Annotated in this window: 24 protein-coding genes and 2 pseudogenes; 9 read left to right on the plus strand and 17 right to left on the minus strand. The window is 71.4% G+C overall.

Annotated features, from left to right (window positions below; translation table 11 throughout):
- Positions 1–65: 65 nt before the first annotated feature.
- Positions 66–155 (plus strand): annotated as a pseudogene (locus GKC29_RS27515) (PadR family transcriptional regulator); the annotation flags it as partial.
- Between the two features lie 64 nt (positions 156–219).
- Here the strand turns inward: GKC29_RS27515 and ispG are convergent.
- The 5 genes from ispG to GKC29_RS27540 all read right to left on the minus strand — a co-directional run bounded on the left by ispG (position 220) and on the right by GKC29_RS27540 (position 5,246).
- Positions 220–1,392: a flavodoxin-dependent (E)-4-hydroxy-3-methylbut-2-enyl-diphosphate synthase gene (ispG, locus tag GKC29_RS27520; protein ID WP_155333576.1), complete on the minus strand. Its 1,173-nt coding sequence runs from the start codon at positions 1,390–1,392 to the stop codon at positions 220–222.
- Between the two features lie 9 nt (positions 1,393–1,401).
- Complete coding sequence (locus GKC29_RS27525; protein WP_155333577.1) at positions 1,402–2,652, minus strand: RIP metalloprotease; 1,251 nt, start codon at positions 2,650–2,652, stop codon at positions 1,402–1,404.
- Positions 2,652–3,863: a 1-deoxy-D-xylulose-5-phosphate reductoisomerase gene (gene dxr, locus GKC29_RS27530; protein WP_155333578.1), complete on the minus strand. Its 1,212-nt coding sequence runs from the start codon at positions 3,861–3,863 to the stop codon at positions 2,652–2,654. The genes GKC29_RS27525 and dxr overlap by 1 nt, the downstream gene beginning before the upstream one ends.
- Positions 3,864–3,906: 43 nt before the next feature.
- Entirely contained in the window at positions 3,907–4,554 is a 648-nt protein-coding gene (locus GKC29_RS27535) for a Uma2 family endonuclease (RefSeq protein ID WP_155333579.1), read from the minus strand.
- A 143-nt stretch (positions 4,555–4,697) separates the two neighbouring features.
- Positions 4,698–5,246 carry a GNAT family N-acetyltransferase gene (locus GKC29_RS27540; RefSeq protein WP_155333580.1) on the minus strand — a complete coding sequence of 183 codons (549 nt, stop codon included), beginning with the start codon at positions 5,244–5,246 and terminating at the stop codon, positions 4,698–4,700.
- A 50-nt stretch (positions 5,247–5,296) separates the two neighbouring features.
- Here GKC29_RS27540 and GKC29_RS27545 point away from each other — a divergent pair, with 50 nt between their 5' ends.
- Complete coding sequence (locus GKC29_RS27545) at positions 5,297–6,211, plus strand: YhjD/YihY/BrkB family envelope integrity protein (protein WP_155333581.1); 915 nt, start codon at positions 5,297–5,299, stop codon at positions 6,209–6,211.
- Positions 6,212–6,249: 38 nt separating this feature from the next.
- Here the strand turns inward: GKC29_RS27545 and GKC29_RS27550 are convergent, their stop codons facing one another.
- Entirely contained in the window at positions 6,250–7,413 is a 1,164-nt protein-coding gene (locus GKC29_RS27550; RefSeq protein WP_155333582.1) for an alkaline phosphatase PhoX, read from the minus strand.
- Between the two features lie 237 nt (positions 7,414–7,650).
- Between GKC29_RS27550 and GKC29_RS27555 the strand changes: the two genes are divergently transcribed.
- On the plus strand, positions 7,651–9,258 hold the full coding sequence (locus GKC29_RS27555) for an NAD(P)/FAD-dependent oxidoreductase (RefSeq protein ID WP_155333583.1): 1,608 nt from the start codon (positions 7,651–7,653) through the stop codon (positions 9,256–9,258).
- Here the strand turns inward: GKC29_RS27555 and GKC29_RS27560 are convergent.
- The 3 genes from GKC29_RS27560 to GKC29_RS27570 form a co-directional block, all read right to left on the minus strand.
- Positions 9,247–9,891 (minus strand): TMEM175 family protein, encoded by a 645-nt coding sequence (locus GKC29_RS27560; RefSeq protein WP_155333584.1) that lies wholly within the window; start codon positions 9,889–9,891, stop codon positions 9,247–9,249. The genes GKC29_RS27555 and GKC29_RS27560 overlap by 12 nt on opposite strands.
- Positions 9,892–9,978: 87 nt before the next feature.
- A complete protein-coding gene (locus GKC29_RS27565; RefSeq protein WP_155333585.1) occupies positions 9,979–11,559 on the minus strand; it encodes a Rieske 2Fe-2S domain-containing protein in 1,581 nt (526 codons plus the stop codon).
- 111 nt (positions 11,560–11,670) lie between these two features.
- The gene (locus tag GKC29_RS27570) at positions 11,671–11,922 is read right to left on the minus strand and encodes a hypothetical protein (RefSeq protein WP_155333586.1); all 252 of its coding nucleotides are present in this window, start codon (positions 11,920–11,922) and stop codon (positions 11,671–11,673) included.
- A 189-nt stretch (positions 11,923–12,111) separates the two neighbouring features.
- Between GKC29_RS27570 and GKC29_RS27575 the strand changes: the two genes are divergently transcribed.
- Positions 12,112–12,333, plus strand: coding sequence for a DUF2631 domain-containing protein (locus GKC29_RS27575; RefSeq protein WP_155333587.1), 222 nt, complete (start codon positions 12,112–12,114; stop codon positions 12,331–12,333).
- Between the two features lie 77 nt (positions 12,334–12,410).
- On the opposite strand, the gene GKC29_RS30380 is transcribed toward GKC29_RS27575, so the two are convergent.
- From GKC29_RS30380 to GKC29_RS27615, 8 genes are all read right to left on the minus strand, one after another.
- A complete protein-coding gene (locus GKC29_RS30380) occupies positions 12,411–13,457 on the minus strand; it encodes a DivIVA domain-containing protein (RefSeq protein WP_155333588.1) in 1,047 nt (348 codons plus the stop codon).
- Positions 13,458–13,488: 31 nt separating this feature from the next.
- Positions 13,489–14,634: a 23S rRNA (adenine(2503)-C(2))-methyltransferase RlmN gene (gene rlmN, locus GKC29_RS27585; RefSeq protein WP_155333589.1), complete on the minus strand. Its 1,146-nt coding sequence runs from the start codon at positions 14,632–14,634 to the stop codon at positions 13,489–13,491.
- A 104-nt stretch (positions 14,635–14,738) separates the two neighbouring features.
- Positions 14,739–16,049, minus strand: a complete 1,311-nt coding sequence (locus tag GKC29_RS27590; RefSeq protein WP_155333590.1) for a phosphatidate cytidylyltransferase — start codon at positions 16,047–16,049, stop codon at positions 14,739–14,741.
- Between the two features lie 448 nt (positions 16,050–16,497).
- Positions 16,498–17,055, minus strand: a complete 558-nt coding sequence (gene frr / locus GKC29_RS27595) for a ribosome recycling factor (protein ID WP_155333591.1) — start codon at positions 17,053–17,055, stop codon at positions 16,498–16,500.
- Positions 17,056–17,122: 67 nt separating this feature from the next.
- On the minus strand, positions 17,123–17,890 hold the full coding sequence (gene pyrH, locus GKC29_RS27600) for a UMP kinase (protein WP_155333592.1): 768 nt from the start codon (positions 17,888–17,890) through the stop codon (positions 17,123–17,125).
- A 213-nt stretch (positions 17,891–18,103) separates the two neighbouring features.
- Positions 18,104–18,931, minus strand: coding sequence for a translation elongation factor Ts (gene tsf, locus GKC29_RS27605; RefSeq protein ID WP_155333593.1), 828 nt, complete (start codon positions 18,929–18,931; stop codon positions 18,104–18,106).
- A gap of 137 nt (positions 18,932–19,068) precedes the next feature.
- Positions 19,069–19,893 carry a 30S ribosomal protein S2 gene (gene rpsB / locus GKC29_RS27610; RefSeq protein ID WP_155333594.1) on the minus strand — a complete coding sequence of 275 codons (825 nt, stop codon included), beginning with the start codon at positions 19,891–19,893 and terminating at the stop codon, positions 19,069–19,071.
- A gap of 275 nt (positions 19,894–20,168) precedes the next feature.
- On the minus strand, positions 20,169–21,131 hold the full coding sequence (locus GKC29_RS27615; protein ID WP_155334374.1) for a hypothetical protein: 963 nt from the start codon (positions 21,129–21,131) through the stop codon (positions 20,169–20,171).
- Positions 21,132–21,422: 291 nt separating this feature from the next.
- Here GKC29_RS27615 and GKC29_RS27620 point away from each other — a divergent pair, with 291 nt between their 5' ends.
- The 5 genes and pseudogenes from GKC29_RS27620 to GKC29_RS29720 all read left to right on the plus strand — a co-directional run bounded on the left by GKC29_RS27620 (position 21,423) and on the right by GKC29_RS29720 (position 25,264).
- The gene (locus GKC29_RS27620) at positions 21,423–21,779 is read left to right on the plus strand and encodes a YraN family protein (RefSeq protein WP_155333595.1); all 357 of its coding nucleotides are present in this window, start codon (positions 21,423–21,425) and stop codon (positions 21,777–21,779) included.
- Between the two features lie 15 nt (positions 21,780–21,794).
- A pseudogene (locus GKC29_RS27625) lies at positions 21,795–22,712 on the plus strand (YifB family Mg chelatase-like AAA ATPase); the annotation flags it as partial.
- Between the two features lie 76 nt (positions 22,713–22,788).
- Positions 22,789–24,369: a recombinase family protein gene (locus GKC29_RS27630; RefSeq protein ID WP_155333596.1), complete on the plus strand. Its 1,581-nt coding sequence runs from the start codon at positions 22,789–22,791 to the stop codon at positions 24,367–24,369.
- A gap of 227 nt (positions 24,370–24,596) precedes the next feature.
- The gene (locus tag GKC29_RS27635; protein WP_155333597.1) at positions 24,597–24,908 is read left to right on the plus strand and encodes a hypothetical protein; all 312 of its coding nucleotides are present in this window, start codon (positions 24,597–24,599) and stop codon (positions 24,906–24,908) included.
- Positions 24,905–25,264 (plus strand): hypothetical protein, encoded by a 360-nt coding sequence (locus GKC29_RS29720; RefSeq protein WP_196255751.1) that lies wholly within the window; start codon positions 24,905–24,907, stop codon positions 25,262–25,264. The genes GKC29_RS27635 and GKC29_RS29720 overlap by 4 nt, the downstream gene beginning before the upstream one ends.
- Positions 25,265–25,817: the final 553 nt, after the last annotated feature.

The raw sequence follows: 25,817 nt of genomic DNA on the forward strand, positions 1-25,817 counted from the left end.
GGCTACCAGCCTGCCAGATCGGCGGGGACCGCGTAGGGCGACCGGCTCAGCGGGCCGAACCGGGGACCGGCACCGACGACCAGCGGGAGCGGGCCGACCAGGTGCTCGACGAGACCCGCCGCAAGCTCCACGCCATCCTCGCCGAAACCGAGTGACCGGCGTACGGCGAAGGGGGCGTCCCGCGTGGGACGCCCCCTCCGTAGAACGGGTACGGCTGGCTCAGTGCACCGTCACGGTGGCGCCGCCGGTCAGGCCGCGCAGCTCCTCGGGCAGTTCGGCACCCATCTCCTCGGCCAGCCGGAGCGCCTCCTCGATGAGCGTCTCCACGATCTGCCCCTCGGGGACGGTCTTGATGACCTGGCCCTTGACGAAGATCTGGCCCTTGCCGTTGCCGGAGGCGACCCCCAGGTCGGCCTCGCGGGCCTCGCCGGGGCCGTTCACCACGCAGCCCATGACGGCCACCCGCAGCGGCACCGGCAGCCCCTCCAGGCCGGCGGTGACCTCCTCGGCGAGCTTGTAGACGTCGACCTGGGCGCGCCCGCAGGACGGGCAGGACACGATCTCCAGGCCACGCTCGCGCAGGCCGAGCGACTCGAGGATCGCCGCACCCACCTTGATCTCCTCGACCGGCGGGGCGGACAGCGACACCCGGATGGTGTCGCCGATGCCCTCCGCGAGCAGCGCCCCGAAGGCCACCGCGGACTTGATGGTGCCCTGGAAGGCCGGCCCGGCCTCGGTGACACCGAGGTGCAGCGGGTAGTCGCACTTCTCGGCCAACTGCCGGTACGCCCGGATCATCACCACCGGATCGTTGTGCTTCACGGAGATCTTGATGTCCCGGAAGCCGTGCTCCTCGAACAACGAGCACTCCCACAACGCCGACTCGACCAGCGCCTCCGCGGTGGCCTTGCCGTACTTCGCCAGCAGCCGCTTGTCCAGCGAACCGGCGTTGACGCCGATCCGGATCGGGACGCCGGCGTCACCCGCGGCCTTGGCGATCTCCTTGACCTTGTCGTCGAACTGCCGGATGTTGCCCGGGTTCACCCGGACGGCCGCGCAGCCCGCGTCGATCGCGGCGAAGACGTACCTCGGCTGGAAGTGGATGTCGGCGATGACGGGGATCTGCGACTTGCGCGCGATCGCCGGCAACGCCTCCACGTCGTCCTGGCTCGGCACCGCCACCCGGACGATCTGGCAGCCGGACGCGGTCAGCTCGGCGATCTGCTGCAGCGTCGCGTTGACGTCGGCGGTGAGGGTGGTGGTCATCGACTGCACGGACACCGGCGCACCGCCGCCGACCGGCACCGAGCCGACCATGATCTGGCGGCTCGCCCGACGCGGCGCGAGCGGCGGGGGCGGTACGGCGGGGATACCGAGGCTGACAGCGGTCACTTCAGGCACTCACCTTGAGAAGAGCGTGATCGGGTTGACGACGTCCGCGGTGATGGTCAGCAGCGTGAACGCGCCACCGATCAGGATCACCGCGTACGTGAAGGGCATGAGCTTGAGGTAGTCGACCCGGCCCGGGTCGGGGCGGCGCAGCCGCGCGTACACCCAGGAGCGGGCCCGCTCGAACCAGGCGATGGCGATGTGACCGCCGTCCAGCGGGAGCAGCGGCAGCAGGTTGAACACGCCGATGAAGAAGTTCAGCGAGACGAAGAGCATGAAGAACAGCAGCCACGCGTTGTTCTCCACCGCCTCGCCGCCCAGCCGGCTGGCGCCGACCACGCTGATCGGGGTGTCCACGTCCCGCTCCCCGCCGGTGATCGCGGTCCACAGCGCCGGAACCTTCTGCGGGATCCGCTTCATCGCCTCGAAGGTGTTCACCGCCATGGTCCCGGTGAAGTCGGCGGTCGCGCCGAACGCGGCCACCGGGCCGTACTCGATGCGGGTGGGCGTGCTGGGGACGAGGCCGACGCCGAGCGCGGCGACCGGCCCGACGGCGCCCTTCGGGTCGTCCAGCGGCGGGCGCTGGGTCTGCGCGAGCGTCGCCGTCGCGGTGCCGGGCTGGCCGTCGCGGACGTACGCGATCTGCGCCGTCCCGCCCGGCTTGAGCCCACGCAGGGTGGTGAGCAGGTCACCGTAGCTGGCGACCGGCGTGCCGTTGACCGCGGTGATCCGGTCGCCGTCGCGCAGCTGGGCCCGCGCGGCGGGGCTGGCCGGGTCGGCGGCGGTGCAGGCACGGTTGGCGTTCTCCGGCACGACGCAGTCGGTGAGCTGGATGACGGCCGGCTCCTGCCGAACCTGCGCCTCGGTGGTCGGGAACTTCGGGTTGGGCAGACCGGCCGTGACCGCGATGATCCAGAGGGCGACCAGGGCGAGGGCGAAGTGGGTGACCGACCCCGCGGACATCACGATCGTCCGCTTCCACACCGGGAACCGCCACATGGCCCGCGGCTCGTCGACCGGGTCCACGTCGTCGTCCTGCGGCGTCATCCCGACGATCTTGCAGAAGCCGCCGAGCGGGATGCCCTTGATCCCGTACTCCGTCTCGCCGCGCCGGAACGACCAGAGGGTCGGGCCGAAGCCGACGAAGTACTTGGTCACCTTCATCCCGAAGGCCTTGGCGGTGAGCAGGTGCCCCGCCTCGTGCAGGCTCACCGAGATCAGGATGGCGAGGGCGAAGAGCGTCACCCCGAGCAGGTAGGCCATCAAGCTCCTTCCACCGATCCCGCGATCATCGCCTGCGCGTGCCGACGGGCCCACGACTCCGCCGCGAGCACGTCCTCGACGGTACCTGGTTCGGCGAAGTCCGGAGCGTCCGCCAGCACCCGCTCCAGGGTGTCGACGATGCCGAGGAACGGCAGCCGCCCGGCGACGAACGCGGCGACGCACTCCTCGTTGGCCGCGTTGTAGATCGCCGGCCGGCAGCGGCCCGCCGCACCGGCCGCCTTGGCGAGCGCGACCGCCGGGAACGCCTCGTCGTCCAGCGGCTGGAACTCCCAGGTGTGGCTCTTTGTCCAGTCGACCGGAGCGGCGGCGTCCGGCACCCGGTCGGGCCAGCCGAGGCCGAGGGCGATCGGCAGCCGCATGTCGGGCGGGCTGGCCTGGGCGAGCGTCGAGCCGTCGGTGAACTCCACCATCGAGTGGATCACCGACTGCGGGTGGACCATGACGGTGATGTCGGCGTACGGCACGTCGAACAGTTCGTGCGCCTCGATCACCTCCAGCGCCTTGTTGACCATCGTCGCGGAGTTGATCGTGACGACCGGCCCCATGTTCCAGGTCGGGTGGGCGAGCGCCTGCTCGGGGGTGACCTGCGTCAACTCGTCACGTCGCCGGCCCCGGAACGGGCCGCCGCTGGCGGTGACGACCAGCCGCCGCACCTCGCCCCGGGTGCCGCCGCGCAGGCACTGGGCCAGCGCCGAGTGCTCCGAGTCCACCGGGACGACCTGCCCCGGCCGCGTCACCGCGGCCTTCACCAGGGGGCCGCCGGCGACGAGGGACTCCTTGTTGGCCAGGGCGAGCGTACGGCCCGCGCGCAGCGCGGCGAGGGTCGGCGCGAGCCCGAGCGAACCGACGACCCCGTTGAGGACGACGTCGCAGGGCCACTGCGCCAGCTCGGTCATCGCGTCCGGCCCGGCGACGATCTTCGGCAGCTTGAAGTCCCCGCTGGCCCAGCCGCGCCGGCTCGCCTCGGCGTAGAAGGCGAGCTGGAGGTCCTGCGCGGCGGACGCCTTCGCCACGCCGACCGCCTCGACACCGAGCTCGAGGGCCTGGGCGGCGAGCAGCTCGACGTTGCCACCGCCGGCGCCGAGGGCGACCACCCGGAACCGGTCCGGGTTGCGCCGCACGATGTCGATGGCCTGCGTCCCGATCGAGCCGGTGGAACCGAGCAGGACGAGGTCCCGGGGAGAAGTCACGACGCCATTCTTCCCCAGGGACCCTGGACGCCCGCTGGGAGCCTCAGCCCTCGCCGCCGGCCGGCTCCTCCGGCGGCGCCTCCTCGCCCAACAGGTCCGCAGGGTCGATGGTGAACTCGAAGGGTTCCCGCATGACGAATGTCGTGCCCGCGGCCGCCGCCGACACCGGCCGGTACTCGCCCTCGAACAGTTCGTACAGCGCGATCGTCGGGACCCGGTTCCGCAGATCGACACGGAGGAAGTAGGGAACCCCCACCCTGGCGTACTCGCGCGGCCGGTCGATGATGTCTTTCCGCCGATTCCGCGGAGACACGATCTCCCCGAGTAGCACGGCATGCGAGATGTCCATCGTCGTCCGGCCGCCACCGGGGACCTTCAGCACGACGATGTCGGGGATGAAGAGGTCGTCACCAGAGATGACATTCGTCTCGATGTAGAGCCAGAGCTTGGCACGGCGGGCCGCCTGCTTCAGCAGGTAGGCCAGGTCCAACTCGGCATCCTGATGGTCGTATCCGGCGTGTGGGGTCACGATCACGCTTCCGCTCAGGACCTCGACCTTGGGGCCGTTGGTCTCCGGCAAGAGGTCGAGGGCGAGCTGGGCCGTCCACGGCTCGTCGTGCCACCGCAGCACGTCGAACGACGGCTCGGTGGGCTCCGGCGCCGGCTCGGGCGCGAACGCGGCCTGGGCCATCGCAGGCTCACCCCCTCAGCGGACCATCCTGCTCGGCTCAGCCTAACCGCGCCGCCCCGGAAACCGGCACGTCGCACGCGGCGTCCGTCGATGCGGTACCGGCCGGGCACCGGACCGCCCGGTGGGCTGACGTGGCGGCCGGATCAGGCGGGCGGGGCGTCCAGGACGAAGGTCTCCACCTCGGTGCCGCCGTACCAGTCGGTGCGCCGGCCGACGTGGGTCATGCCGAGGCGCCGGCACACCGCCACCGACCGGTCGTTGCCCGGCGTCACCACCGCGTAGATCTCCCGGGTGCCGGTGGCGAACTCACGGGCGACCATCGCCCGGGCCGCTTCGGTGGCGTAGCCGTGACCCCACGAGTCCGGGTGCAGGTGCCAGCCGACCTCGATGTCGTCGGTGGGCGTGGTGCCGTCGGCGCCCGGCAGGGGCTTGACCAGTACGCTGCCGGCCACCTGGCCGCTGTCGCGTACCTCGATCGCCCAGATTCCGTACCGGCCCCCGAACGACGCGGACCGCTCCCGCCAGGCCCGTACCCGCTCGGCGGCCTGGTTCGGGTCGGTGAGGGTCCCCGCCCCGCCGCCGAGCCAGCGCATCACCTCGTCCCGGGAGTAGATGTCGAAGACCCTGGCCAGGTCGGCCGGCGAATCGGTCCACTCCCGGATCACGAGGCGGTCCGTGGTGACAACGGTCATGGCGGCCGAGTCTAGGACTGACGGGGTGGCCAGCGGGGAACAGGAACCCGATGGACGGCGGATGGCAGCGGACGAAGCGGATCGTCGCTGCCGCCTTCCGGCCGGTACGCGGGCGGGACCTGTCGCTGCACGCCGCCGCGATCACCTTCTACGGGGCGATCGCCGTGGTGCCCGTGGCCCTGCTGGCCATCTGGCTGACGGCGCTGGTGGCGGGGGCCGACCGGGTGCGCCGGCTCACGTCGTACGCCGTGGAGACCCTGCCGGACGAGATCGGCGCGCCCCGGGCGGTGGCCGCGCTGGTCGAGGCCGGGGTGAACCTCACGCCGTGGCTTGCGCTGGCCTCGCTGCTGCCGGCGTCGCTGTACGGCGAGGGCCTGCGCCGGGCGTTCGTCTCGGTCGCCCAGCTGCGCAACGGCGAGTCGCTGGTCGGCTGGCGGGGGCGGCTGCTGCTGCTCCCGCTGCTGGCGCCCGCCCCGGCTCTGCTGTTGTCGATCCTGCTCGCGCTGCCGACCACCACCGGGCTGGTCCGCGAGGGCGGCTGGGTGGGCGCGCTGGGGGTGGTGCTGTCGTTCCTGGCGACCTGGCTGGTGCTGACCCCGGTGCTGATGTGGGTGTTCCGGGTGGTCGGTCAGGCGTCGCCGGACTGGCTCTCCACCCTCGCCGTCGGGTCGTTCACGGCGGCGAACCTGTCCGGCTTCCTGCACGGCTTCGTGCTGTTCGCGTCGCTGCCGATCGACCTGGGTGCGCCGTTCGGCGGCTTCGACCCGGTCGGCGCCGGCGTGGCCGTCCTGCTGTGGCTCTACCTGTTCCACGTGATCGTGCTGGCCGGCTACTCGGCCACCCTGGCCCTCTCCCGCTGGCGCATCCGCCGCAGCGACCGCGCCGACCGCGGCGACCGCGGCGACCGCGGCGACCGCGTTGATCATGAAGTTAGCGGGCCGGAAAGCGCTCCCCCACCCCGCTAACCTCATGATCAACCAGGACTCGGGCGCGCGGGCGGGAGTCAGTGGCGGAAGGGGCCGCGGACCTCGTAGGTCACCCCGCCGCCGCCCGTCCGGTCGCCGCTGGTGCCGCGCTGGGAGGAGAAGTAGAGGCGGGTGCCGTCCGGGGCGAACGCCGGGCCGGTGATCTCGGAACCGCTCTGGTTCAGGATGCGCAGGAAGGGGGCGACCACGCCGGTCGGGGTGATCACGCAGATCTCCATGTTGCCGCCGTCCTCGGCCACGTACAGGTCCCCGCCCGGGGTGCCGGTGATGTTGTCCACCCCGGTCAGCGGCGCCGCGCCGGCGGGGACCAGCGAGTCGTCGTACGCGAGGTCGAGGCGCTGGTTGACCGCGTCGTACGCCCAGACCCGGTTGTCGCCCTTGGTGGTGAACCAGCAGGTGCCCCGGTCGTACCAGCAGCCCTCGCCGCCGTCGAAGTGCTTGGCCGCGCCGACCTGCCAGCGGGTGAAGATCGGGAAGCCGTCCCGGTCCGGAATGTCCCGCCAGGTCACCGGCCCGGCGGTCTGGTCCGCCGGCGCGCACAGCACCTGGAGCCGGCCGGTGCGCAGGTCGCCCCACGTGTCCGGGACGAACCGGTAGAAGCAGCCGTCACCCTCGTCCTCGGTCAGGTAGACCACCCGCCGGTCCGGGTCGCACGCGGCGGCCTCGTGGGTGAACCGCCCCATCCGGGTACGCTCCTCGGCCGACCGGCTGCCGTCCGGCCACGTCTCGAAGACCCGCCCGAGCGGCACCTCCTCGCAGGAGAGCCAGGTGCCCCACGGGGTGGCGCCGCCGGCGCAGTTGACGTTCGTCCCGCCGAGGATGCGGTACGCCGCGGCGATCGAGCCGTCCGCCCGGAACCGCACCGCCGACGCGCCCCCGACCAGCGGGATCTCCGAGTTGGACACGTAGATCCAGCCGTCGCCGGCCGGGAAGCAGGCCCCACCGTCGGGCGCGAAGTGCCACAGGTACGCGGTGCCGGGGACGAACTGGCCGGAGCGGGCGATCACCCGGCTGGTGAAGCCGGCGGGGAGCTGGATGCCGTTGGCGTCGGGGGCGAGCAGGTCCCCGTACGGGCCGGGGCCGGGCTGGGCGGGGGCGGCCAGGGCAGCACCGGCCCAGAGACTGCCGGCGAAGGCGGCGCCGCCGGCGACGGTGGCGCGCAGGACGGTACGACGGTCCATCGGAGAACCTCCCGGGCTTCACAATCGATGCCCCGTCGACGTTAGAGCCGGCGGGGCATCGACGGAAGACTATCCGATGAACGCGAAATGACGCCTGCTCGGCGCCCGACCGCGCCCCCCGCCCCTCCCTCCTTTCGTTGATCATGAGGTGAGCGGGTGGGTTGATCTCCCCGGCACCCGCCAACTTCATGATCGACGGGGTGTCGGCGCGGCTGAGCGCCGGTTAAGGTGCCGGGTATGGGTGGTGAGCAGGGGAACGGGGTTCCGCAGCGGGCCGACGTCGTCATCGTCGGGGCCGGGCACAACGGGTTGGTGTCGGCGATCCTGCTGGCGCGAGCAGGGCTGGACGTGCTCGTACTGGAGGCGGCCGACGTCATCGGTGGGGCGACCCGCACCGAGACGCCGTTCCCGAAGGTCCCGGGGCTGCGGCACTCCACCGGGTCGTACCTGCTCGGGCTGATGCCGCCGGAGCTGCTCGCCACGCTCGACGTGCGCATCCCCGTGCTGCGCCGCGACCCGCACTACTTCCTGCCCACTCCGGGCGGGCCCGGCTCGCCGTACCTGCTCTTCGGCAGCGACACCGCCGCGACGCGCAAACAGCTCGCCGAGTTCTTCTCCCCCGCCGACGTCGCCGCCGACGACGCCCTCCAGGGCGAACTCGCCGCGCTGCGCGCGGACCTGGCACCGGCCTGGCTGGCCGAGCCGCTGCCGGTCGAGGAGACCGCCGAGCGGTACGTGCGGCCGGCGCTGCGGCAGGTCTTCGTCGACCTGGTCCGCGGGTCGGTCGCCGACCACCTGGCCCGCTTCGAGTTCCGCTCCGAGCTGCTGGTCAGCATGTACGCGGTGACCGACGGCCTGTCCGGCCTCAACGCCGGCCCCGACGACCCCGGCACCGGGCACAACTTCCTGGTGCACAACATGTGCCGACTGCCCGGCTCGGACGGCACGTGGATGATCGCCGAGGGCGGCATGGGCACCGTCTCCCGGACCTTCGCCGAGGCCGCCCGGGCGGCCGGCGCGACGATCCTCGCCGGAACGCCGGTCAGCGCGATCACCCTCGACGGGGGTGCCGCGTCCGGCGTGGTGCTCGCCGACGGGCGGGAGGTCCACGCGTCGGTGGTGCTGGGGGCGTGCGACCCGTACCGGCTGATGGACCTGCTGCCCGACGGCGCGCTCCCGGCGCCGCTCACCGACCGGATGGCGGCGGTCCGCCGCCCCGGCACCACGCTGAAGCTCAACCTGGCGCTGACCGGGCTGCCGCGCTTCTCCTGCCTGCCGGCCGACGCGCCGAGCCCGTTCGGGTCGACCATCCACCTGCTCCCCGGCTCGGCCTCGCTGTGCGGCAAGGGCGGCGAGGCGCCGATGGCGGCGCTGCGCGCGATGTGGGCCGACGTCCAGGCCGGGCGCCTGCCGGAGGAGCCGACGATCGAGTGGTACCTGCACACCACCGTCGACCCGTCGCTGTCCGACGCGGCCGGGCACCACTCGTCGGCGCTGTTCGTGCAGTCGGTGCCGTACGAGCTCGCCGGCACCAGCTGGGACGAGGCCCTCCCCGGGTACGTGGAGAAGCTGGTCGCGATCTGCGAGCGGTACGCCCCGGGCACCGGTGACCTGATCGCCGACGCGGTGCCCCTGCCCCCGCCCGGCATCGAGGCGCACTTCGGCATCACCGGCGGGCACATCCACCACGTCGACAACACCGTCTCGTTCACCGACCGGATGCCGTACGCGACCGGGGTCGACGGCGTGTACGCGGGCAGCGCCGGCTGCCACCCGGCCGGCAGCGTCATCGGCGCCGCCGGCCACAACGCCGCCCGGCGCGTCCTCGCGGATCTAGGCCGCTGACCCCTTCTCCGGCTGGGTGGCGGCCCGCGGGTCGTCACCCGGGTCCTTCACGAGGAAGAAGCCGGCGATCACGAGGTAGAGGAGAAGGCTGAGGATCGGGTCGACGAAGACGACCGCGAAGGCGAACACGAAGAGCAGCGGACGCAGCCGCATCCGCCGCGCGAGCGTCCGGGCCAGCCTGGGATCCAGGTCCTCGTGGAGCAGCCGCCGGCTGCTGGCCCACCACCAGCTCAGGTTGAAGAAGAGCGCCTCACCGAGCAGGGTGCCCAGGTAGAGGGCGGCGGTCAGCCGCTGCTCGGCCACCTCGCCGCGCAGGTGATCCGAGAGCAGGTCGGCGGTGAACGGGATCGCGGCCACGAAGAGCAGCAGAAGCAGGTTGAACACCAGGAGCGTGTGGTCGACCCGCACCACGTACCGCCACATGTTGTGGTGGGCGAGCCAGATCTGGCCGGAGACCACGAAGGTGATCACGTACGCCAGGTAGGTCGGCCAGGCCTGGAAGAGCGCCTCGGAAAGCTGCCCCCCGTTCGCCCGGGCCGGGCCGTTCTGGAGCAGCTCCACAGCCATCACCGTCAGGACGACCGCGAAGACCCCGTCGCTGAACGACTCCACCCGGGAGCGGTCCCGCGCCATCTCGCCAGGCCGCAGCGTCCCTTCGGTTCCGGACCGCTTCCAAGGCACCACACCTGCATGGTCGCCCACCGGGGCGGACCAGGTGGATCAGCTGAGGGATTCGCCGGCCGGGGCGGGCGACTGCTCGTCGACGCGGTGGGCGCGGATCTTGTGGCCCACGCTGGTCAGGCAACGGCCGCTGGACAGGTCGAAGCGCCACCCGTGCAGCTGGCAGGTGAGCTGGTCGCCCTCGACGACGCCGAAGCGGCTCAGGTCGGCCTTCAGGTGCGGGCAGCGGCGCTGCACCACCCAGTCACCGATGGTGATGTCCTCCGCGTCGACGGCCCGCTCGTGCTCGTCGTACCAGCCCTCGGAGTACTGCAGCCGCTCCTCGGACAGGCACTTGAAGAACGAGTAGACGAACTCGTTGTACTGGCCGATGCGCGCCGCCGAGAACCGGCACGACAGGAAGAGCGAGTTGACCCAGTCCACCTCGCCGATGTGCAGCAGGTGCTCGATCAGCGCCCGCTCGGTGCGGAACCGGTAGCGCACCTTCTCGTCCGCGTACGGCCGCACCTGCTTGCCCGGGAAGTCCACCACGATCGACTCGACGCTCTCGCCGTCGTAGCCGACCAGGTCGAAGCGGACCGGACCGCCGACCCCCTTGGCGATGTAGATCGACTCGTCCAGCAGCGGCTCGATGCGGCGCTGCATCTCCTTGAGGACGTCGATCTCCGGGTGCCGCCAGGACGCCTTCTCCGCCTCGATGATCGGGCGCTTGCGCTCCCGCATCTCCTCCAGGTGGGCGACCTTGTTCGCGAAGAACTCCGCCACCGGCACCGGGTGGGTGGTCTCGCACGTCCCGGTGGTGATCTCGGCGACGCTGCCGGGCAGCAGGACGACGGCGTTGGTCCCGCCGACCTTCGCGTACTCGGCGAGGAAGACCGACTGGTCGGGGAAGATGTTGCCCTCGTCGCCGTGGATGTCGTTGAACTGCCACAGCGCGTCGTCGAGGAAGCACGGCGGGCCGGCGATCGGCAAGACGTGGTCGGCCTTCAGGTCGTCGATGTACCGCCAGGTGCGGTCGAACTGGCGGTCCCGCTTCTGCTTGCCGAACGCGGTCTTGGCGGCCTGCGGCAGCTCGTAGACCATCGGGTACCAGATCGCCCCCGAGAACTGGAGCATGTGCGCGTGCACGTGGCCCAGCTCGGCGAAGAGACTGAGGTCGGTCGGGCGGGCGTCGTTCTGGTTGAGCAGCCGGACCCCGTCGTACTCCACCCACAGCGACGAGTCGCCGATCGGGCCGTCGGTCGGGCTGGTCAGCGCCTGGATCATCACCTTGAGGCCGCCGTCCAGCTCGACGACCTCCTCGTTCGGCGCCTTCAGGAACTTCGTGAAGCCCAGCTCCCGCAGCTCGTCCTCCATCTCCGAGGTGGGGAAGGCGGGCAGCAGGACGGTGGCCTTCTTCGACACGTACCGCCTGAGGTGGGCGGCGTCGAAGTGGTCCCGGTGCAGGTGCGAGACGTACAGGTAGTCGACGTCACCCAGGGTGTCCCAGTCGAGTCGGGAGTTGTCGGGGAACGGGAACCACGAGGCGAAGTACGCCGGGTTGACCCACGGGTCGCACAGGATGCTGCCCGCGGGGGTGTCGATCCGCATGCTCGCGTGCCCGGTACCGGTCACTCGCACCGCAGGTCCCCCTAAGAACGACGAAAAGGTGTACGCGGAAACGCTACCGGAGCCGCTCCGACCGCCGCCCGCCGACGCCGGGAGTACTGCGACGAGGCACCTCGCGGCAGCTCAGGCGCCGGTCGGCTGCGCCCAGGAGCGCCGGTCGGGCGCGGCCGCACGCCAGCCGTCGAGCAGCCCGGGGATCTCGTCCGGCGGCGCGGCGAGGCTCACCCACTGCTCCCCTTGGTTCGGGTCGGCGGCGACGCTGCCCTCGCTGCAGCACGCGCAGATCGCCCGTACGCCGCTCGCCGGCTCGGCTCCGTAGTCACGCTCGGCGAAGACCGCCACCAGGGCGTGCACGTCGTCGACCGTGGCAGCCACGATGCGGACGCTGCTGGTGGGCAGCGGCGACTCCCGCCACAGCAGCAGCTCGCCGAAGACGGGGAAGGTTCAGGTGGCGGTCCTCGGCGTCCGGCATGGCCTGGTCCTCAGGTGGTCGGGCCCAGCGCCGGGCGCGGCACGGGGCGTGCCAGACTAACCGGAGATCCGATCGCGAGGGAAGGACCGACAGTGGCAGGAAGCGAGCCGGTAACGTCGCCGGACCAGCACAAGCCGGGGCACCGCAAGTCCGGGCGGATCGGCGCGGTGGTCGTCGCGCTGGCGCTGCTGGCGATGCTCTGCGGCAACCACGAGGGCAGGGTCGAGGACATCTGGCTGATCGGCCTCGCCGTCCTGCTGCTGGCCATCGTCATCGGCGACACCGTGCTGCGGCGCAACGGGCTGCGGTCGTAGACCCGGCGCCCGCGCCGGCGGGACACGCGCGAAGGGCCCGCTCCCGACCGGGAGCGGGCCCTTTTCGTCGTACGCGGTCAGCGACCGAGCAGGATGTCCTGCACGTCCTTGAGGGCGGCGTCGACCTCCGCCTCGAAGTATCCGCCCTGCACCAGACCGAAGCGCAGGGTGTCCAGGTCGCGGGGGTTCACCGGCATCGCGTTCCGCCCCTGCATCCCGCCGAGCAGGCTCTCGAAGAACCGGTCCACCTGGTCCGGGTCGTACCCGCTGCCGAAGCGGCGTACCTGGAAGCTGCGGCGGATCTGGTCGACCCGGTACAGGTCACTGCCGGGCGGGCCGGCCATCGGCGGGCCGGCCATCGCGGGCGGGCCGGGAACCGCGGGCGGACCACCGAAGCCCGGTTGCGGCTGCGCGGGTGGGCCGCCCATGCCGCGGCCCCGGTCCGGCATGCGGATCTCGGCGGTCATGTCGGTGCGTCCGTGCCGGCCGGCCTCGAAGCCGTCGAAACGCTCGTCCGGGCCGTAGCCACCCGGTCCGGAGTCCGGGCCGTAGCCACCCGGTCCGGAGTCCGGGCCGTAGCCACCCGGCCCCGGGGGCAGACCGCGGGGCGGCGCGCCGTGCCCCATCTGGGCGCCCGGGCCAGCACGGGGCGGCTCGTAGCCGCCGCGGGGCGTGTCGTAGCCGCCGGCGAAGGCTCCGGTGGGCTCGTCGTACCGGCCGTAGCGGTCGGGCGGGCCGGGCTGCGCCGGCATGACGCGGGGGGGCATCGGCTGCGCCACCGGGGACATGCCGCGCTCGTCGCGCATCGGCGGGCCCATCCGCTCCGGCGGGCCGAGCCGGTCCGGCAGGCGGGAGTCACCGCCACGGCCGCCCAGGCCGCCGCGCTCCTCCAGGTCGGCGAGCTGCCGCTCGACCCGGTCGAGGTGCAGGTCGACCTGCCACTCGTCGTAGCCGTTGAACCGGACCCGGAAGACGACGTCGTGGACCTCCTGCGAGGACACGGGCGCGCCGACCGGCTGCCCGGCCAGCGTGGCCTCGACGCGGTCGAGGAAGGCGTCCACCTCGTCGACCTTGTATCCCCGGCGCAGCGCCTTGCGCCGGAAACGCTGACCCTGACTCGCCACTATGTCTCCTGGTCTCGTTCGCTACGCCCGGTCACGGTGTCTCCCCGGTCCCAACGGTCTCACTGCCCTCCGCGGCGGCGAGCTGACCACACGCCCCGTCGATCTCGCGACCTCGGGTGTCCCGCACCGTCGTGGACACTCCGGCGTCGCGCAACCGCCGGACGAACTCCCGCTCCACCGGCTTCGGGCTCGCATCCCAGCGGCTGCCCGGAGTGGGGTTGAGCGGGATCAGGTTCACGTGGGCCAACTTGCCGGCCAGCAGCCGCCCGAGCAGATCGGCTCTCCACGGCTGGTCGTTCACGTCCTTGATCATCGCGTATTCGATCGACACACGACGTCCCGTGCGGGTCGCGTACTCCCAGGCCGCTTCCAGCACCTCGGACACCTTCCAGCGCTGGTTCACGGGCACGAGTTCGTCGCGCAGCTCATCATCGGGGGCGTGCAGCGACAAAGCAAGGGTCACTGAGAGGTCTTCGCTGGCCAGTCGGCGGATGGCCGGCACCAGCCCGACCGTGGAAACGGTGATGTGCCGCTGGGAGAGCCCCAGCCCCTCGGGGGCCGGTGCGACCAGGCGCCGGATCGCGGCCACGACCCGGTTGTAGTTGGCCAGCGGCTCGCCCATTCCCATGAACACGACGTGCGACAGCCTCGGCGGGGACCCGGCCACCGCGCCGGAGGCGGCCACGCCCGCCAGGTAGACCGCCTGGTCCACGATCTCGGCGGTGGAGAGGTTGCGGGTCAACCCGGCCTGGCCGGTCGCGCAGAACGGGCACGCCATCCCGCAGCCGGCCTGGCTGGAGATGCAGACCGTGACCCGGTCCGGGTAGCCCATGAGCACGCTCTCGACGAGCGAGCCGTCGTGCAGCCGCCAGAGTGCCTTGCGGGTCGCCCCGTCGTCGCACGCCAGCTCCCGCACCGGCGTCAGCAGCGTGGGCAGCAGTCGTTCGGCCAGCTTGTCACGGGTCGCGGCCGGCAGGTCGGTCATCTGCCGGGGGTCGCGCACCAGGCGCCCGAAGTAGTGGGTGGAGACCTGTCGGGCCCGGAACCGGGGTTCCCCCAGCTCGGCGACCAGCGCCTGGCGGCCGGCGAGGTCGAGGTCGGCGAGGTGCTGCGGGGGCATCGCCGCCCGGCGTGCGGGGGCGTCGAGGTTGACCGGGGTCAGGGGCAGGCTCGTCATGTCGCGTCCAGTCTGTCACGCCCGGCGCGGGACGCACCCGTCCGGAGGTGCCGAATCGAGCCGGACCGCACGGACGGAAGCACCTGCGGAGGGTGATTCACGACTCAACCAGCCATCGGAACGAGGACCGCCAGCAGCAGGTACGCCGTCGGGACGGCGAACAGGATCGAGTCGAGCCGGTCCATCAGGCCGCCGTGCCCCGGCAACAGGTTGCTCATGTCCTTCACGCCGAGGTCACGTTTGACCATGGACTCGGCCAGGTCGCCGAGCACGGCCGCGGCGGAGACCGCCACCCCGAACAGGGCGCCCCACCAGGGGCGGACGTCGAAGAGCAGCCAGAGCAGCACCGCGCTGCCGAGCGCCGCCGCGCCGACCGACCCGGCCAGGCCCTCCCAGGACTTCTTCGGGCTGATCGTGGGGGCCATCGGGTGCTTGCCGAAGTTGGCGCCGGCCGCGTACCCGCCCGTGTCGGAGAGCACCACGGCGACCAGGGTCGCCAGCACCCGCAGCGAGCCGTCGTCCGGCACCGCGGCCAGCAGCGCCGCGAAACCGCCGAGGAACGGCACGTAGACCGCGATGAGCGTGGCGGCGGTGACGTCCCGCCGGAACCCGGCCGGCCCGTCCCCGAGGCGCCACACGACCGAGCCCAGTACGGTGACGGCCAGACCGAGGGTCAGCGCGTCGGGGCCGGCGAACCAGGCCAGCCCCACGGTGAGCACGGCGCCGGCGATCAGCGGGACCAGCGGCGGGTGGGCGTCGGCCCGCCCGGCCGCCCGGGCCATCTCCCAGCTGCCGATCGCCACCGCGCCGGCGACGACCAGCAGGAACGCCGGCGGGTAGAGGAACAGTGGCACGAGGATGAGCGCGCCGAGGGCGACGCCCACCCCGATGGCCGCGGGCAGGTTGCGGCCGGCCTTGCCCGACGACGCCGCCGGGGCCCCGGACCCGCCCGCCCGGCGCCGGCCCGGCTGGCGCCGACCCGGCGGCTCCGACCCGGCCGGGGCCGGCTCGTCCCGGACCGGCGTGAGCTGCGTGGTGGGGTACTCCGACAACGGGGGCGCCTCGTCTCGGACGGGTTGCAGCTGCGCGGTCGGGTACTCCGGATCGTCACCGGCGGGGCCGTGGCGCCCGTTGCGGCCGTTCACCGGGCCGGGCCGGCCCCCGTACGCCGGGTCACCCGCGCCGGAAGGCCCGTGGAAGGGCCGGGCAGGGTCGCGGTCGTCGTACCCGGGGTACGTCCCGGCGGGATCGGCCGAGGGCCGGGTGCGCGGGTCCGCGTGGAGGTCGGGAGCGACAGCGGGCCGCCGCGCCCAGGGGCCGGGCTCGACGTCGTGGTCGGGCCAGGGCAGGTTGGGCCGGTCCGGCCGGTCCCAGCCGCGAGGGTCGGCGCTGCCGTAGGGGTCGACGTGGGACATCACGCACCGCGCGGACGTGGTGCGAGACCGACGACCAGACGCACAACCACAACCATCCCCTACCCGAGTGACTTTCCCGTCGGTTGACCGGCACGTCGGCCGGCCGATCCCCGCAGTTCACCGCGCGGTGGCCCGGGAATCGTGCCGAGCCTACTGCACCCGTCGCCGGGCCACTCGGGACCGCTGCCGGCGGACGGCGCGGGCAGATGGCGCGGGCAGATGGCGCGGGCGGACGGCACGGGCGGACGGCACGGGCGGACGGCACGGGCGGACGGCGCTCCACTGCCGCCGAGCCACGCGGACGGCGCCCCACTGCCGCGGGGCCACGCCGACGGTGCTCCACTGCCGCCGGACGGGCAGCGCGCGGTGCCCAAACGGTCGTGGCACCGGCGTACCGCCGCCCACGAGGGCGTGCGCCGGTGCCACGTCGCCGGTCGGGCGGCCGGGGTCAGACCTCCAGCAGCTCGGCTTCCTTGTGCTTGACCAGCTCGTCGACGGTGGCGACGAAGCGATGGGTCAGGTCGTCCAGCTCCTTCTCGGCGCGACGTCCCTCGTCCTCGCCGACCTCGCCGTCCTTGACCAGCCGGTCCAGCTCCTCCTTGGCCTTGCGGCGGATGTTGCGGACGGCGACCTTGGCCTCCTCACCCTTGTGCCGGGCCACCTTGATCATCTCGCGGCGGCGCTCCTCGGTCATCTGCGGGAGCAGGATGCGCAGCTGGTTGCCCTCGTTGTTCGGGTTGACGCCGAGGTCGGAGTCGCGGATCGCCTTCTCCATGGCGTTGATCTGCGAGTTGTCGTACGGCTTGATGATGACCATCCGCGGCTCGGGCACGCCGATGGACGCCATCTGCGGCAGCGGGGTCGGGCTGCCGTAGTAGTCGATAATGATCTTGGAGAACATGGCGGCGTTGGCGCGGCCGGTACGGATGGCGCCGAACTCCTCCTTGGCGTGCTCGATGGCACGCTCCATCTTCTCCTCGGCCTCGAGGAGGGTGTCGTCGATCACCGGTCTCCTCGCCTCCTTCTGTGCTCGTCGTGGCTGGTCGTGTCGGAGGACCGTTGAGGTCGGCTGCTCAGGTGGTGATCAGGGTGCCGATCTTGTCGCCACCCACGGCCCGGATGATGGTGTCGTCGCCCTGGGCGCCGAAGACCAGCATCGGCAGGCCGTTCTCCATGCAGAGGCTGAAGGCGGCGGCGTCGGCCACCCGCAGGTTGCGGCGGAGCACCTCGGAGAAGGTGATCGAGTCGAACTTGCTGGCGGTCGGGTCGATGCGCGGGTCGGCCGTGTAGACGCCGTCCACGCCGTTCTTGCTCATCAGCACCACGTCGGCCCGGATCTCCAGGGCACGCTGGGCGGCGACGGTGTCGGTGGAGAAGTACGGCATGCCGGCGCCGGCACCGAAGATCACCACGCGGCCCTTCTCGAGGTGCCGGATGGCGCGCAGCGGAATGTACGGCTCGGCGACCTGGGCCATCGTGATGGCGCTCTGCACCCGCGTCTCGATGCCCTCCTTCTCCAGGAAGTCCTGGAGGGCGAGGCAGTTCATCACGGTGCCGAGCATGCCCATGTAGTCGGCCCGCGCCCGGTCCATGCCGCGCTTCTGCAACTCCGCGCCGCGGAAGAAGTTGCCACCACCGACCACGACGGAGACCTGCACCCCGCGCCGGACCACCGTGGCGATCTGCCGGGCGATGGCCTGGACGACGTCCGGGTCGACACCGATCGCCCCTCCGCCGAACACCTCACCGGAGAGCTTCAGCACCACCCGGCGGGCCCGACCGGGAGGTGGCGCCGTCGGATCCTCCGCCGCCAGGCTCCGGTCACTAACAACCTGCGTCATCCGCCCCGCCCTTCCCCATGCGGCGCCCCGCGCCGCGTACCGCGAAACTGCCGTGACCGACCCTAGGGCCCGCGTCGAGGTCGCAGCCCGGCCGCGCCGGGACCTCGCCACAGACCCTATGTGACGAGGAGGCCGCGGTGCCTGACACGTACACCGGCGACCTCCTCGTCCACGTTCCCTACCGCGGGCGTCTTCACGCGCCCGCGGAGCGGCTCAGGCCTGGCCGACCTCGAACCGGACGAACCGGGTGATCTCGATGCCGGCCTCGGCCAGCACCTGCCGCACCGTCTTCTTGTTGTCCGTGACCGACGCCTGCTCCAGCAGGACGAAGTCCTTGAAGAAGGAGTTGACCCGGCCCTCGACGATCTTCGGCAGCGCCGCCTCGGGCTTGTTCTCCTCACGGGCGGTCTGCTCGGCGATGCGCCGCTCGGACTCGACGACCTCGGCCGGCACCTCGTCACGCGTGAGGTACTGCGGCCGCATGGCGGCGATCTGCATGGCCGCGCCGCGCGCGTCGGCGTCGCCCGCCTCGTCGGTCTTGCCGGCGTACTGCACCAGCACGCCGACCGCCGGCGGCAGGTCCTGCGCCTTGCGGTGCAGGTAGACCGCAACGGTGCCGTCCAGCTTGGCGAACCGGTTGAGCACCAGCTTCTCGCCGATCTTGGCGGACTGCTCCTGGACCAGGTCGGCGACGGTCTTCCCGTCGATCTCAGAGGCCAGCAGTTCCTCGGCGTTGCTCACGCCGCTGCGCTCGCCGTGCTCGACCAGCTGCTGGGCCAGCGCGATGAAGCTGTCGTTCTTGGCGACGAAGTCGGTCTCGCAGTTGAGCTCCAGCAGGGCCTTGCCGGAGTGCGCGACGAGGCCGTTCGCGGCGGTCCGGCCGGCCCGCTTGCCGACGTCCTTCGCGCCCTTGACGCGCAGGATCTCGACGGCCTTGTCGAAGTCGCCCTCGGCCTCGGTCAGCGCCTTCTTGCTGTCCATCATGCCGGCGCCGGTCAGGTCGCGGAGCTTCTTGACGTCCGCGGCGGTGAAGTTGGACATGGCTCTCTCTTCGGTGTTGAGACTGCGGGTGGGATGGTCTGAGGTGGCGGTTTACCCGGATCCGGGCGGATTCTGCCCGGACTGCCCGCCGCTCCCCGCCGTCCGGAAGGACCGGACGACGGGACAGCGGCGTACGGTCACTCCGCGGCGGCGGCCGCCGGCTGCTCGTCGGCCTTCTTCGGCTCCTCGAGCAGCTCGCGCTCCCACTCGGCCAGCGGCTCGTCCGAGGCGACACCCGCCTCCGGCTTCTCGTCGGTGCCCCGACGACGGCCGGAACGGGCGATCAGGCCGTCGGCGACGGCGGCGGCCACGACCTTGGTCAGCAGCTCGGCCGACCGGATCGCGTCGTCGTTGCCCGGGATCGGGTAGTCGACCTCGTCCGGGTCGCAGTTGGTGTCGAGCACCGCGATGACCGGAATGCCCAGCTTGCGGGCCTCGTCGACGGCGATGTGCTCCTTCTTGGTGTCGACCACCCAGATCGCGGCCGGGAGCTTCTGCATGTCCCGCAGACCGCCGAGGGTGCGGGACAGCTTCTCCTTCTCGCGGGAGAGCTGCAGGGTCTCCTTCTTGGTGTAACCGGCGGCGGTGCCGCTCAGGTCACCCAGGGCCTCCAGCTCCTTCATCCGCTGGAGCCGCTTGTACACCGTCTGGAAGTTGGTCAGCATGCCGCCGAGCCAGCGGTGGTTGACGTACGGCTGGCCGACCCGCGTCGCCTGCTCGGCGATCGCCTCCTGGGCCTGCTTCTTGGTGCCGACGAAGAGGATCGAGCCGCCCTCGGCGACCGTCCCGCGCACGAAGTCGTACGCCTTCTCGATGTAGTCGAGGGTCTGGCGCAGGTCGATGATGTAGATACCGTTGCGCTCGGTGAAGATGAAGCGCTTCATCTTCGGGTTCCAGCGCCGGGTCTGGTGCCCGAAGTGGACACCGCTCTCCAGCAGCTGGCGCATGGTCACGACGGCCATGGTTGGGTACTCCTTGCGTCCCTGGTTGTCACGCCCGGCCGGCGGCCGGGCGTCCTGGCGCCCGGTCGCCGGCCAGGGTGGGCCCGACCAAGATCGGGACCAGGGAGGCCGCCGCCCCACGACGAACCGTGGAGAGGGCGCGCGAGGTCGACCGCGCAAGGCGGTCGCCAGTCGACCAGTGTACGCCCCTTCCCCACCACCCCGTCCCCGGGAGTAAGGAAGGGCCCCTTCTTAACGCCTGACGTTGTGGAAGGGTCCCCTGTTAACAGCCAGGGTCAGCCGACCGCGAGCGCCGCCGCGACGAAGAGCACCAGGCCGACGGTCAGGTAGGCGGTCGGCGGGCGCAGCCAGCCCCGGCTCCCGTCGGCCAGCGAGAGCCCACCGGTCCGCAGCCCGTACAGGCCCATCGCGAAGATCGGCAGGCCGCAGACCAGGAACGTCCCGGCCACCACGTTCGCCCCCGAGACCGGGTCGCCGGTCACCCCGGTGAGCAGCACCCGCAGCGCCGGCACCTCGAAGACCAGTACCAGCACCGCGAAGAGGGCTGCCAGCGCCGGGCGGCGGGTCCGGTAGACCCCGTCGCCGGCCGCGGGGGCGATCACCGTACCGGGCGCGAGGTCGTTCCGCGGTCCGACCGGCGGCATCGGCCCCGTCGGCATCTCCAGCGGGTGCGGTGCCTCGGCCGCGGGGCGGCCGGGCTCCGTGACCGGGCGGCCGGGCTCGACGACCGGGTACCCGCTCAGTCCCGCCGGCCGGGCGGTGTCGGCGACCGGGCCGGCACCGGCCAGCGCATCGGCGCTGGAGGACGTCAGAGGATCACGCCCCTCCCGCGACCGCCGGCCGGTGGGCAGCTCACCGGAGACCTCCGGGTCACTGTCGGCCCGCCGCGACCGACTTGACCGGTATCCCTCGGTCTCCGCCGGCCTGTCCCCGTACGCGCCCACGGCACCGAAACGCCCCGAGTCGTCCTCGCCGATCCGGAACGCCCCGGAGTCCTCCGGGTTGGGGAAGCGTCCCCGGCCGGCCCCTGTCCCGTCCCCGTAGCGGGCGTCCGCGCCGCCCTGCTCGGGGACGCGGAGGTCCTCCTCGCGGTAGCGGCTCTCGCCCGCGCCACGCCAGGTCGGCTCCCCGTACCCCCGCTCCCGGTCACCGGGGTACCAACGCGACTCCTGATCTTCGGAATAGCTCCGTCGTCCATCCACGTCGGCACCGTATGCGACCGGCTGCTCGGGCGCCATTTCGCCGGCTACCACCTCACCAGGGCACGGTGGCGAAGCGTGCGGCTACACCGTCGTGGCCGAGTGGTAGCCGGTCCAACTCCGCCGCGCGGTCCGCCCGTAGGTCGTCGTGCCGGGCTTACCGTGGCGCGGTCGACGGCCCTTCGCCCGCTGACGTCTGACCTGCGGCGACCGGCGTCGCCATAGCACGCCGAGGGCATGATCGTCCGGCCGTCCACAGGGGACCTCGTTGTCCACAGATCGGCGGGCCGGGGCGGCGGCGGGTACCGGGTCCCGGGCACCGTGCCGGGCATGAGCAGACGGAACCAGGCGGTCGGCGCGTACGGGGAGCGCTGTGCCGTACGGCATCTGATCGGGGCGGGCCTGCGGCCCGTGGCCCGCAACTGGCGCTGCCCCCGCGGCGAGATCGACATCATCGCCTGGGACGGGCCGGTGCTGGCGTTCTGCGAGGTGAAGACGCGGCGTACCGACGACTTCGGCACGCCGGCCGAAGCCGTCGTCCCGGCCAAGGCACGCCGGCTGCGCGGCCTCGCGGCCCGCTGGCTCGCCGAGACCGGCACGACCGCCCAGGAGGTGCGGTTCGACGTGGTCGCGGTCCGCCTCTCCGGCGGCCCGCCCCGCGTCGAGCACGTGAAGGGGGCGTTCTGAGATGGGGGTACGCCGGTGAGCTACGCCCGGGTGCTGTGCGTGGGTCTGGTCGGTGTCACCGGGCACGTGGTGCAGGTCGAGGCGGACCTCGCGCCCGGCCTGCCCACGGTGGCGATCACCGGCCTGCCGGACACCGCCCTGTACGAGGCACGGGACCGCGTACGCGCCGCCGTGGTCAACTCGGGCCGTACGTGGCCGAACCGTCGGATCACCATCAACCTGCTCCCGGCGACCCTGCCCAAGTACGGATCCTCCTTCGACCTGGCCATCGCGGCGGCGGTCCTCGGCAGTGCCGGGGAGTTGCCGCTGCTGCCCCTGGAGCGGGTGGTGGTCCTCGGCGAGCTGGGTCTGGACGGCACCGTCCGCCCGGTCCGCGGAGTCCTGCCGATGGTCGCCGCCGCGGCGCGCGCCGGCCACGACCGGGTGATCGTGCCGGTCGACAACGCGGCCGAGGCGGCGGTGATCCCCGGGGTCCGGGTCCGCGCCGTCGACACGCTGCACCGGTTGGTCACCTTCGTCACCGAGGGGAGCCCGTTGCTGGAGCCGCCGCAGGGCGGCCCGGCCGAGGCGCCGTCCGTACCCGATCTGGCCGATGTGGCCGGTCAGGCCCTGGGGCGTCGCGCTTTGGAGGTGGCCGCCGCCGGTGGGCACCACCTGGCACTGCTGGGGCCGCCGGGTGCGGGCAAGACGATGCTCGCCGAACGGCTCCCGTCGGTGCTCCCCGAGTTGGACGACGAGGCGGCGATGGAGGTGACCGCACTGCATTCGATCGCGGGCCTGATGCCACCCGGTGGGCAGCTGATCCGTCGGCCTCCCTTCCAGGCTCCGCACCACACCGCGACCGTCCCGGCTCTGGTCGGTGGTGGCTCCGGTCTCGCCCGTCCGGGCGCGGTCTCGCTGGCCCACCGCGGCGTTCTCTTCTTGGACGAAGCAAAGTCAAACTTTTGACGCCGTGTTTCGGCTGCTCTAGCCTCCCCAACGTATCCGGAAGCAACAGGGAGGGCGGGCCGTGGGGAGAGTGCTCGGAGTGCTCCGGCTATCCCGAGAACGGGAAGAGTCAACGTCGATTGCCAGGCAGCGCCAGTACATACAGTCTTGGGCCGACCTGAACGGCCACACGATCGTTGGGTGGACCAAGGATGAGGGCGTAAGCGGCAGCGTGCCGCCGTGGGAACGTCCCCAGCTTGGCGAGTGGCTACCGACCTCGCTCGGTGGGAGGGCGGACGTAGCCCGGTTCGACATCCTGTGTGCGTGGCGGCTTGATCGGGTGTCCCGGCGGGTGCTCCATCTGGCGGCACTGCTCGACTGGTGCAAGTCCACCGGGCGGGCCCTTGTCTCCACCAACGAGGGGTTCGACATCAACAGCCCGATGGGGGCTGTGTTCGTCAACATCCTTGCCGCCCTGGCGGAAGGTGAGCTAGAGGCGATCCGGGAGCGGGCCCGTTCATCGTTCGCCCACCTGATGAAACAGGGCCGCTGGCGCGGCGGGTTCGTCCCGTACGGCTACCGGGCGGTTAAGGCTGACGCCGGCAACGGGTGGCGGCTTGAGATTGACCCGGAAACCAGCCAGGTAGCGCGGGAGATTGTCCGTCGCATCATCGACGGGGACTCTGCCAACTCTGTTGTTCGTTGGCTCAATGAATCCGCCATTCCTAGCCCGTTGGACGCTCAGCGCAAGCGGGCCGGCAAGCCCACGACTGACTCTGAGTGGCGCGTAGGCAATCTGCTAAAGATGCTCCGCTCTCATACGCTGCTGGGCTATGCGGAGATGACGGAAACCCGCGCCAAGCCTGACGGAACCAAGGAACGATTTACGCGGCTGGTGCGTGGCGAGGATGGTTTGCCGTTGCGGCGCGCTGAGCCGATTGTGAGTAGCGCCGATTGGGAGCGGCTACAGGAAGCGCTACGCAAGAACAGCAACCCGAAAGCGGGTAACCGGGTGGGTGGCTCCCCCTTGCTGCGGGTGGCTTTCTGTGAGTGCGGGGAGCCGCTGTACCGCAACCGGGGCCGTAACGGCATGTACTACCGCTGTGGTTTGCGGGCTCGTGCGGGCCGCAACTGCCCTAAGGGCATGTCTTCCATTCCTGCCGCCGTGTTGGAGGAAGCCGCAGAGGAAAGCTTCCTAGCCCTAGTGGCTGACCTTGAGGTGATGCGGCGGGTATTCGTCCCGGGGTCGGACCATGCGGCCGACCTCCGGGAAGTCGAAGAGTCGTTAGCGGAGCTACGCGGCCACCTGGCCGCCGGCCTGTTCCGGGGCGAGCGTGGCGCGGCTGAGTTTCAGGCCATGTACGGGGCCCTTGAGGCGCGGCGGGAAGCGTTGGAGGCGCTGCCTTCCCGGCCGGATGAGTGGAGGCTTGAGCCGACCGGCCAGACCTACCGGGAACGGTGGGAGTCCTTAGATTCCCCGTCCGACCGGGGCCGGGAGATGCGGGAGGCGGGCGTCAGGGTGGTTGCTCACGCTCAGCCCGTCTACACGCGGTCCCTGCTCCCTGGCACGCCTTCCGCCACCACCGGGGGCCGGGTGTCGGTAGAGCTGCCCACGGACCTACAGCAACGGGTGTTGGAGCGGGCCGCCAGGTTGACCAGCTAGAACGCTCTAGGACGGCCGTAGACGGCCGAACGGCCCCGGTTGGGTATCCCGGGCAAGGGTGCCTAGCCGGGGCTCTTTGCTGCCCTGGCCCTGTTGGGGCCGTGGGATCATGTCCACCCCCGGCGGGGGTGCAAATTCTGCGGGGCCCCTTGAGGGCCCCTGTTTCGTCTCTACGAATCGTGTAAACGGCAGGCGGTAAAGCCTGCCCTCTGCGGGGAGGTTTGAATTTGGATGGGGTGATCTATCCGAGCGGCGCTCTGATGGCCGAGGGTTGCGAGGTTGCCGAACGGCTGACGCAACCGGGAACGCTGCGGGTAAGGCTTACCCGGGATGACGTTGCCGCCCTGGCCTACGTCGCCGCCGTTGGCCTGGCCTACGGGGCGGAGCCCTATTACCCGGACATGTGGACCTTCCGAGGGAAGCGCTACCCGGACGGTTCGCAAGACATCACGGGCCAACAGCTAACCGCTATGCGTGCCTACTGGCGTGCAAACCTCCCCGTGATCCTGGCTAACCGCGTAGGGGCCGATGCCGAATGAAGCCAGGCATCAACTTTGGCGGACGGTCGCATTGGGTGGCCGTTAGTGCTCTCGACTGCCAGGCGAAAGCCAAGAGCGAGCGTTACCCGATGTGGCTGCGGGTTCATTACGCGGCCCTTGGCTGGACTAACCGGGTTGGGCATGCCGGGTTTTCAGAGGGCAAGCTTGCCGAAATCCTCGGGTACGCCGGCCACCCGAACGGGAAGCAACACACCAACAAGGCGATTCGCAAGGCTATTGAGCTGGACCTGATCCACCGGGATTCCGGGGCCCGCTGCCTGGTGCTCCCGTCGCACCAGGCGCAACAGAGCGGCCACGGTTCGGCTGACTGCAAGGTTCACGGGATCAGGGCTTAGGGCCCTAGTAACCCTCACAGGGTTACCCGGTAACCCTGCCAGGGTTACCCGTATGGCCCTTGACCTGCGGAAACGTAAACGCTCTCTCTATCTTTTTAGAGGGGTTCCCTTGGCTGAGGTTTTGGGATGAGTCGACTACACGGGCCCTTGAGGGCCCGAACAGTGATGGTGGATAGGGCCGGCCCTTGAGGGGGCCGGCCTTTCTGTTTGCCGGGGCGGAGTTCCAACGGAGCCACGGGTTAACAGCCCTTCCCTCCGCTGAGGGGCTACGGGGCGGGCCTACACCAACCACAACGGCAGCCCTTCCCGGGGCTGCCTAGTAGTTCCTAGCGACAACGGACGACAGGGCCAGGACGTGCCAGGCAGGCACGGCAGGGCATTCCGAGGTAGGTACCCCCAGCAGGGGAGGGGGGGTCGAAACTTTCTGGCAACCCTTTCCCTGACCCTCGGCTTTAGCCCCGTTTTTGCGCCTGCACATCTTCCCGGCTTTGTGGGTTATCTGTCCGGATTCTCTGAAATCCGTAACGCTGACGGCAACCGTAACCGAATCGTG

Origin of the sequence: Micromonospora sp. WMMC415, assembly GCF_009707425.1 — a bacterium.
In the GTDB taxonomy this organism is placed as follows: Bacteria; Actinomycetota; Actinomycetes; order Mycobacteriales; family Micromonosporaceae; genus Micromonospora.

Excerpts from the sequence above, each read along its gene's own strand:
- GKC29_RS27550 (WP_155333582.1), bottom strand. The coding sequence starts at position 7,413 with ATGGACCGTCGTACCGTCCTGCGCGCCACCGTCGCCGGCGGCGCCGCC.
- GKC29_RS27525 (WP_155333577.1), bottom strand. The coding sequence starts at position 2,652 with ATGGCCTACCTGCTCGGGGTGACGCTCTTCGCCCTCGCCATCCTGATC.
- GKC29_RS27620 (WP_155333595.1), top strand. The coding sequence starts at position 21,423 with ATGAGCAGACGGAACCAGGCGGTCGGCGCGTACGGGGAGCGCTGTGCC.
- GKC29_RS27545 (WP_155333581.1), top strand. The coding sequence starts at position 5,297 with ATGGACGGCGGATGGCAGCGGACGAAGCGGATCGTCGCTGCCGCCTTC.
- GKC29_RS27535 (WP_155333579.1), bottom strand. The coding sequence starts at position 4,554 with ATGGCCCAGGCCGCGTTCGCGCCCGAGCCGGCGCCGGAGCCCACCGAG.
- GKC29_RS27555 (WP_155333583.1), top strand. The coding sequence starts at position 7,651 with ATGGGTGGTGAGCAGGGGAACGGGGTTCCGCAGCGGGCCGACGTCGTC.
- rlmN (WP_155333589.1), bottom strand. The coding sequence starts at position 14,634 with ATGACGAGCCTGCCCCTGACCCCGGTCAACCTCGACGCCCCCGCACGC.
- GKC29_RS29720 (WP_196255751.1), top strand. The coding sequence starts at position 24,905 with ATGAAGCCAGGCATCAACTTTGGCGGACGGTCGCATTGGGTGGCCGTT.
- pyrH (WP_155333592.1), bottom strand. The coding sequence starts at position 17,890 with ATGACGCAGGTTGTTAGTGACCGGAGCCTGGCGGCGGAGGATCCGACG.
- GKC29_RS27540 (WP_155333580.1), bottom strand. The coding sequence starts at position 5,246 with ATGACCGTTGTCACCACGGACCGCCTCGTGATCCGGGAGTGGACCGAT.
- GKC29_RS27590 (WP_155333590.1), bottom strand. The coding sequence starts at position 16,049 with ATGTCCCACGTCGACCCCTACGGCAGCGCCGACCCTCGCGGCTGGGAC.
- GKC29_RS27615 (WP_155334374.1), bottom strand. The coding sequence starts at position 21,131 with ATGGCGCCCGAGCAGCCGGTCGCATACGGTGCCGACGTGGATGGACGA.
- tsf (WP_155333593.1), bottom strand. The coding sequence starts at position 18,931 with ATGTCCAACTTCACCGCCGCGGACGTCAAGAAGCTCCGCGACCTGACC.
- GKC29_RS27560 (WP_155333584.1), bottom strand. The coding sequence starts at position 9,891 with ATGGCGCGGGACCGCTCCCGGGTGGAGTCGTTCAGCGACGGGGTCTTC.
- rpsB (WP_155333594.1), bottom strand. The coding sequence starts at position 19,893 with ATGGCCGTCGTGACCATGCGCCAGCTGCTGGAGAGCGGTGTCCACTTC.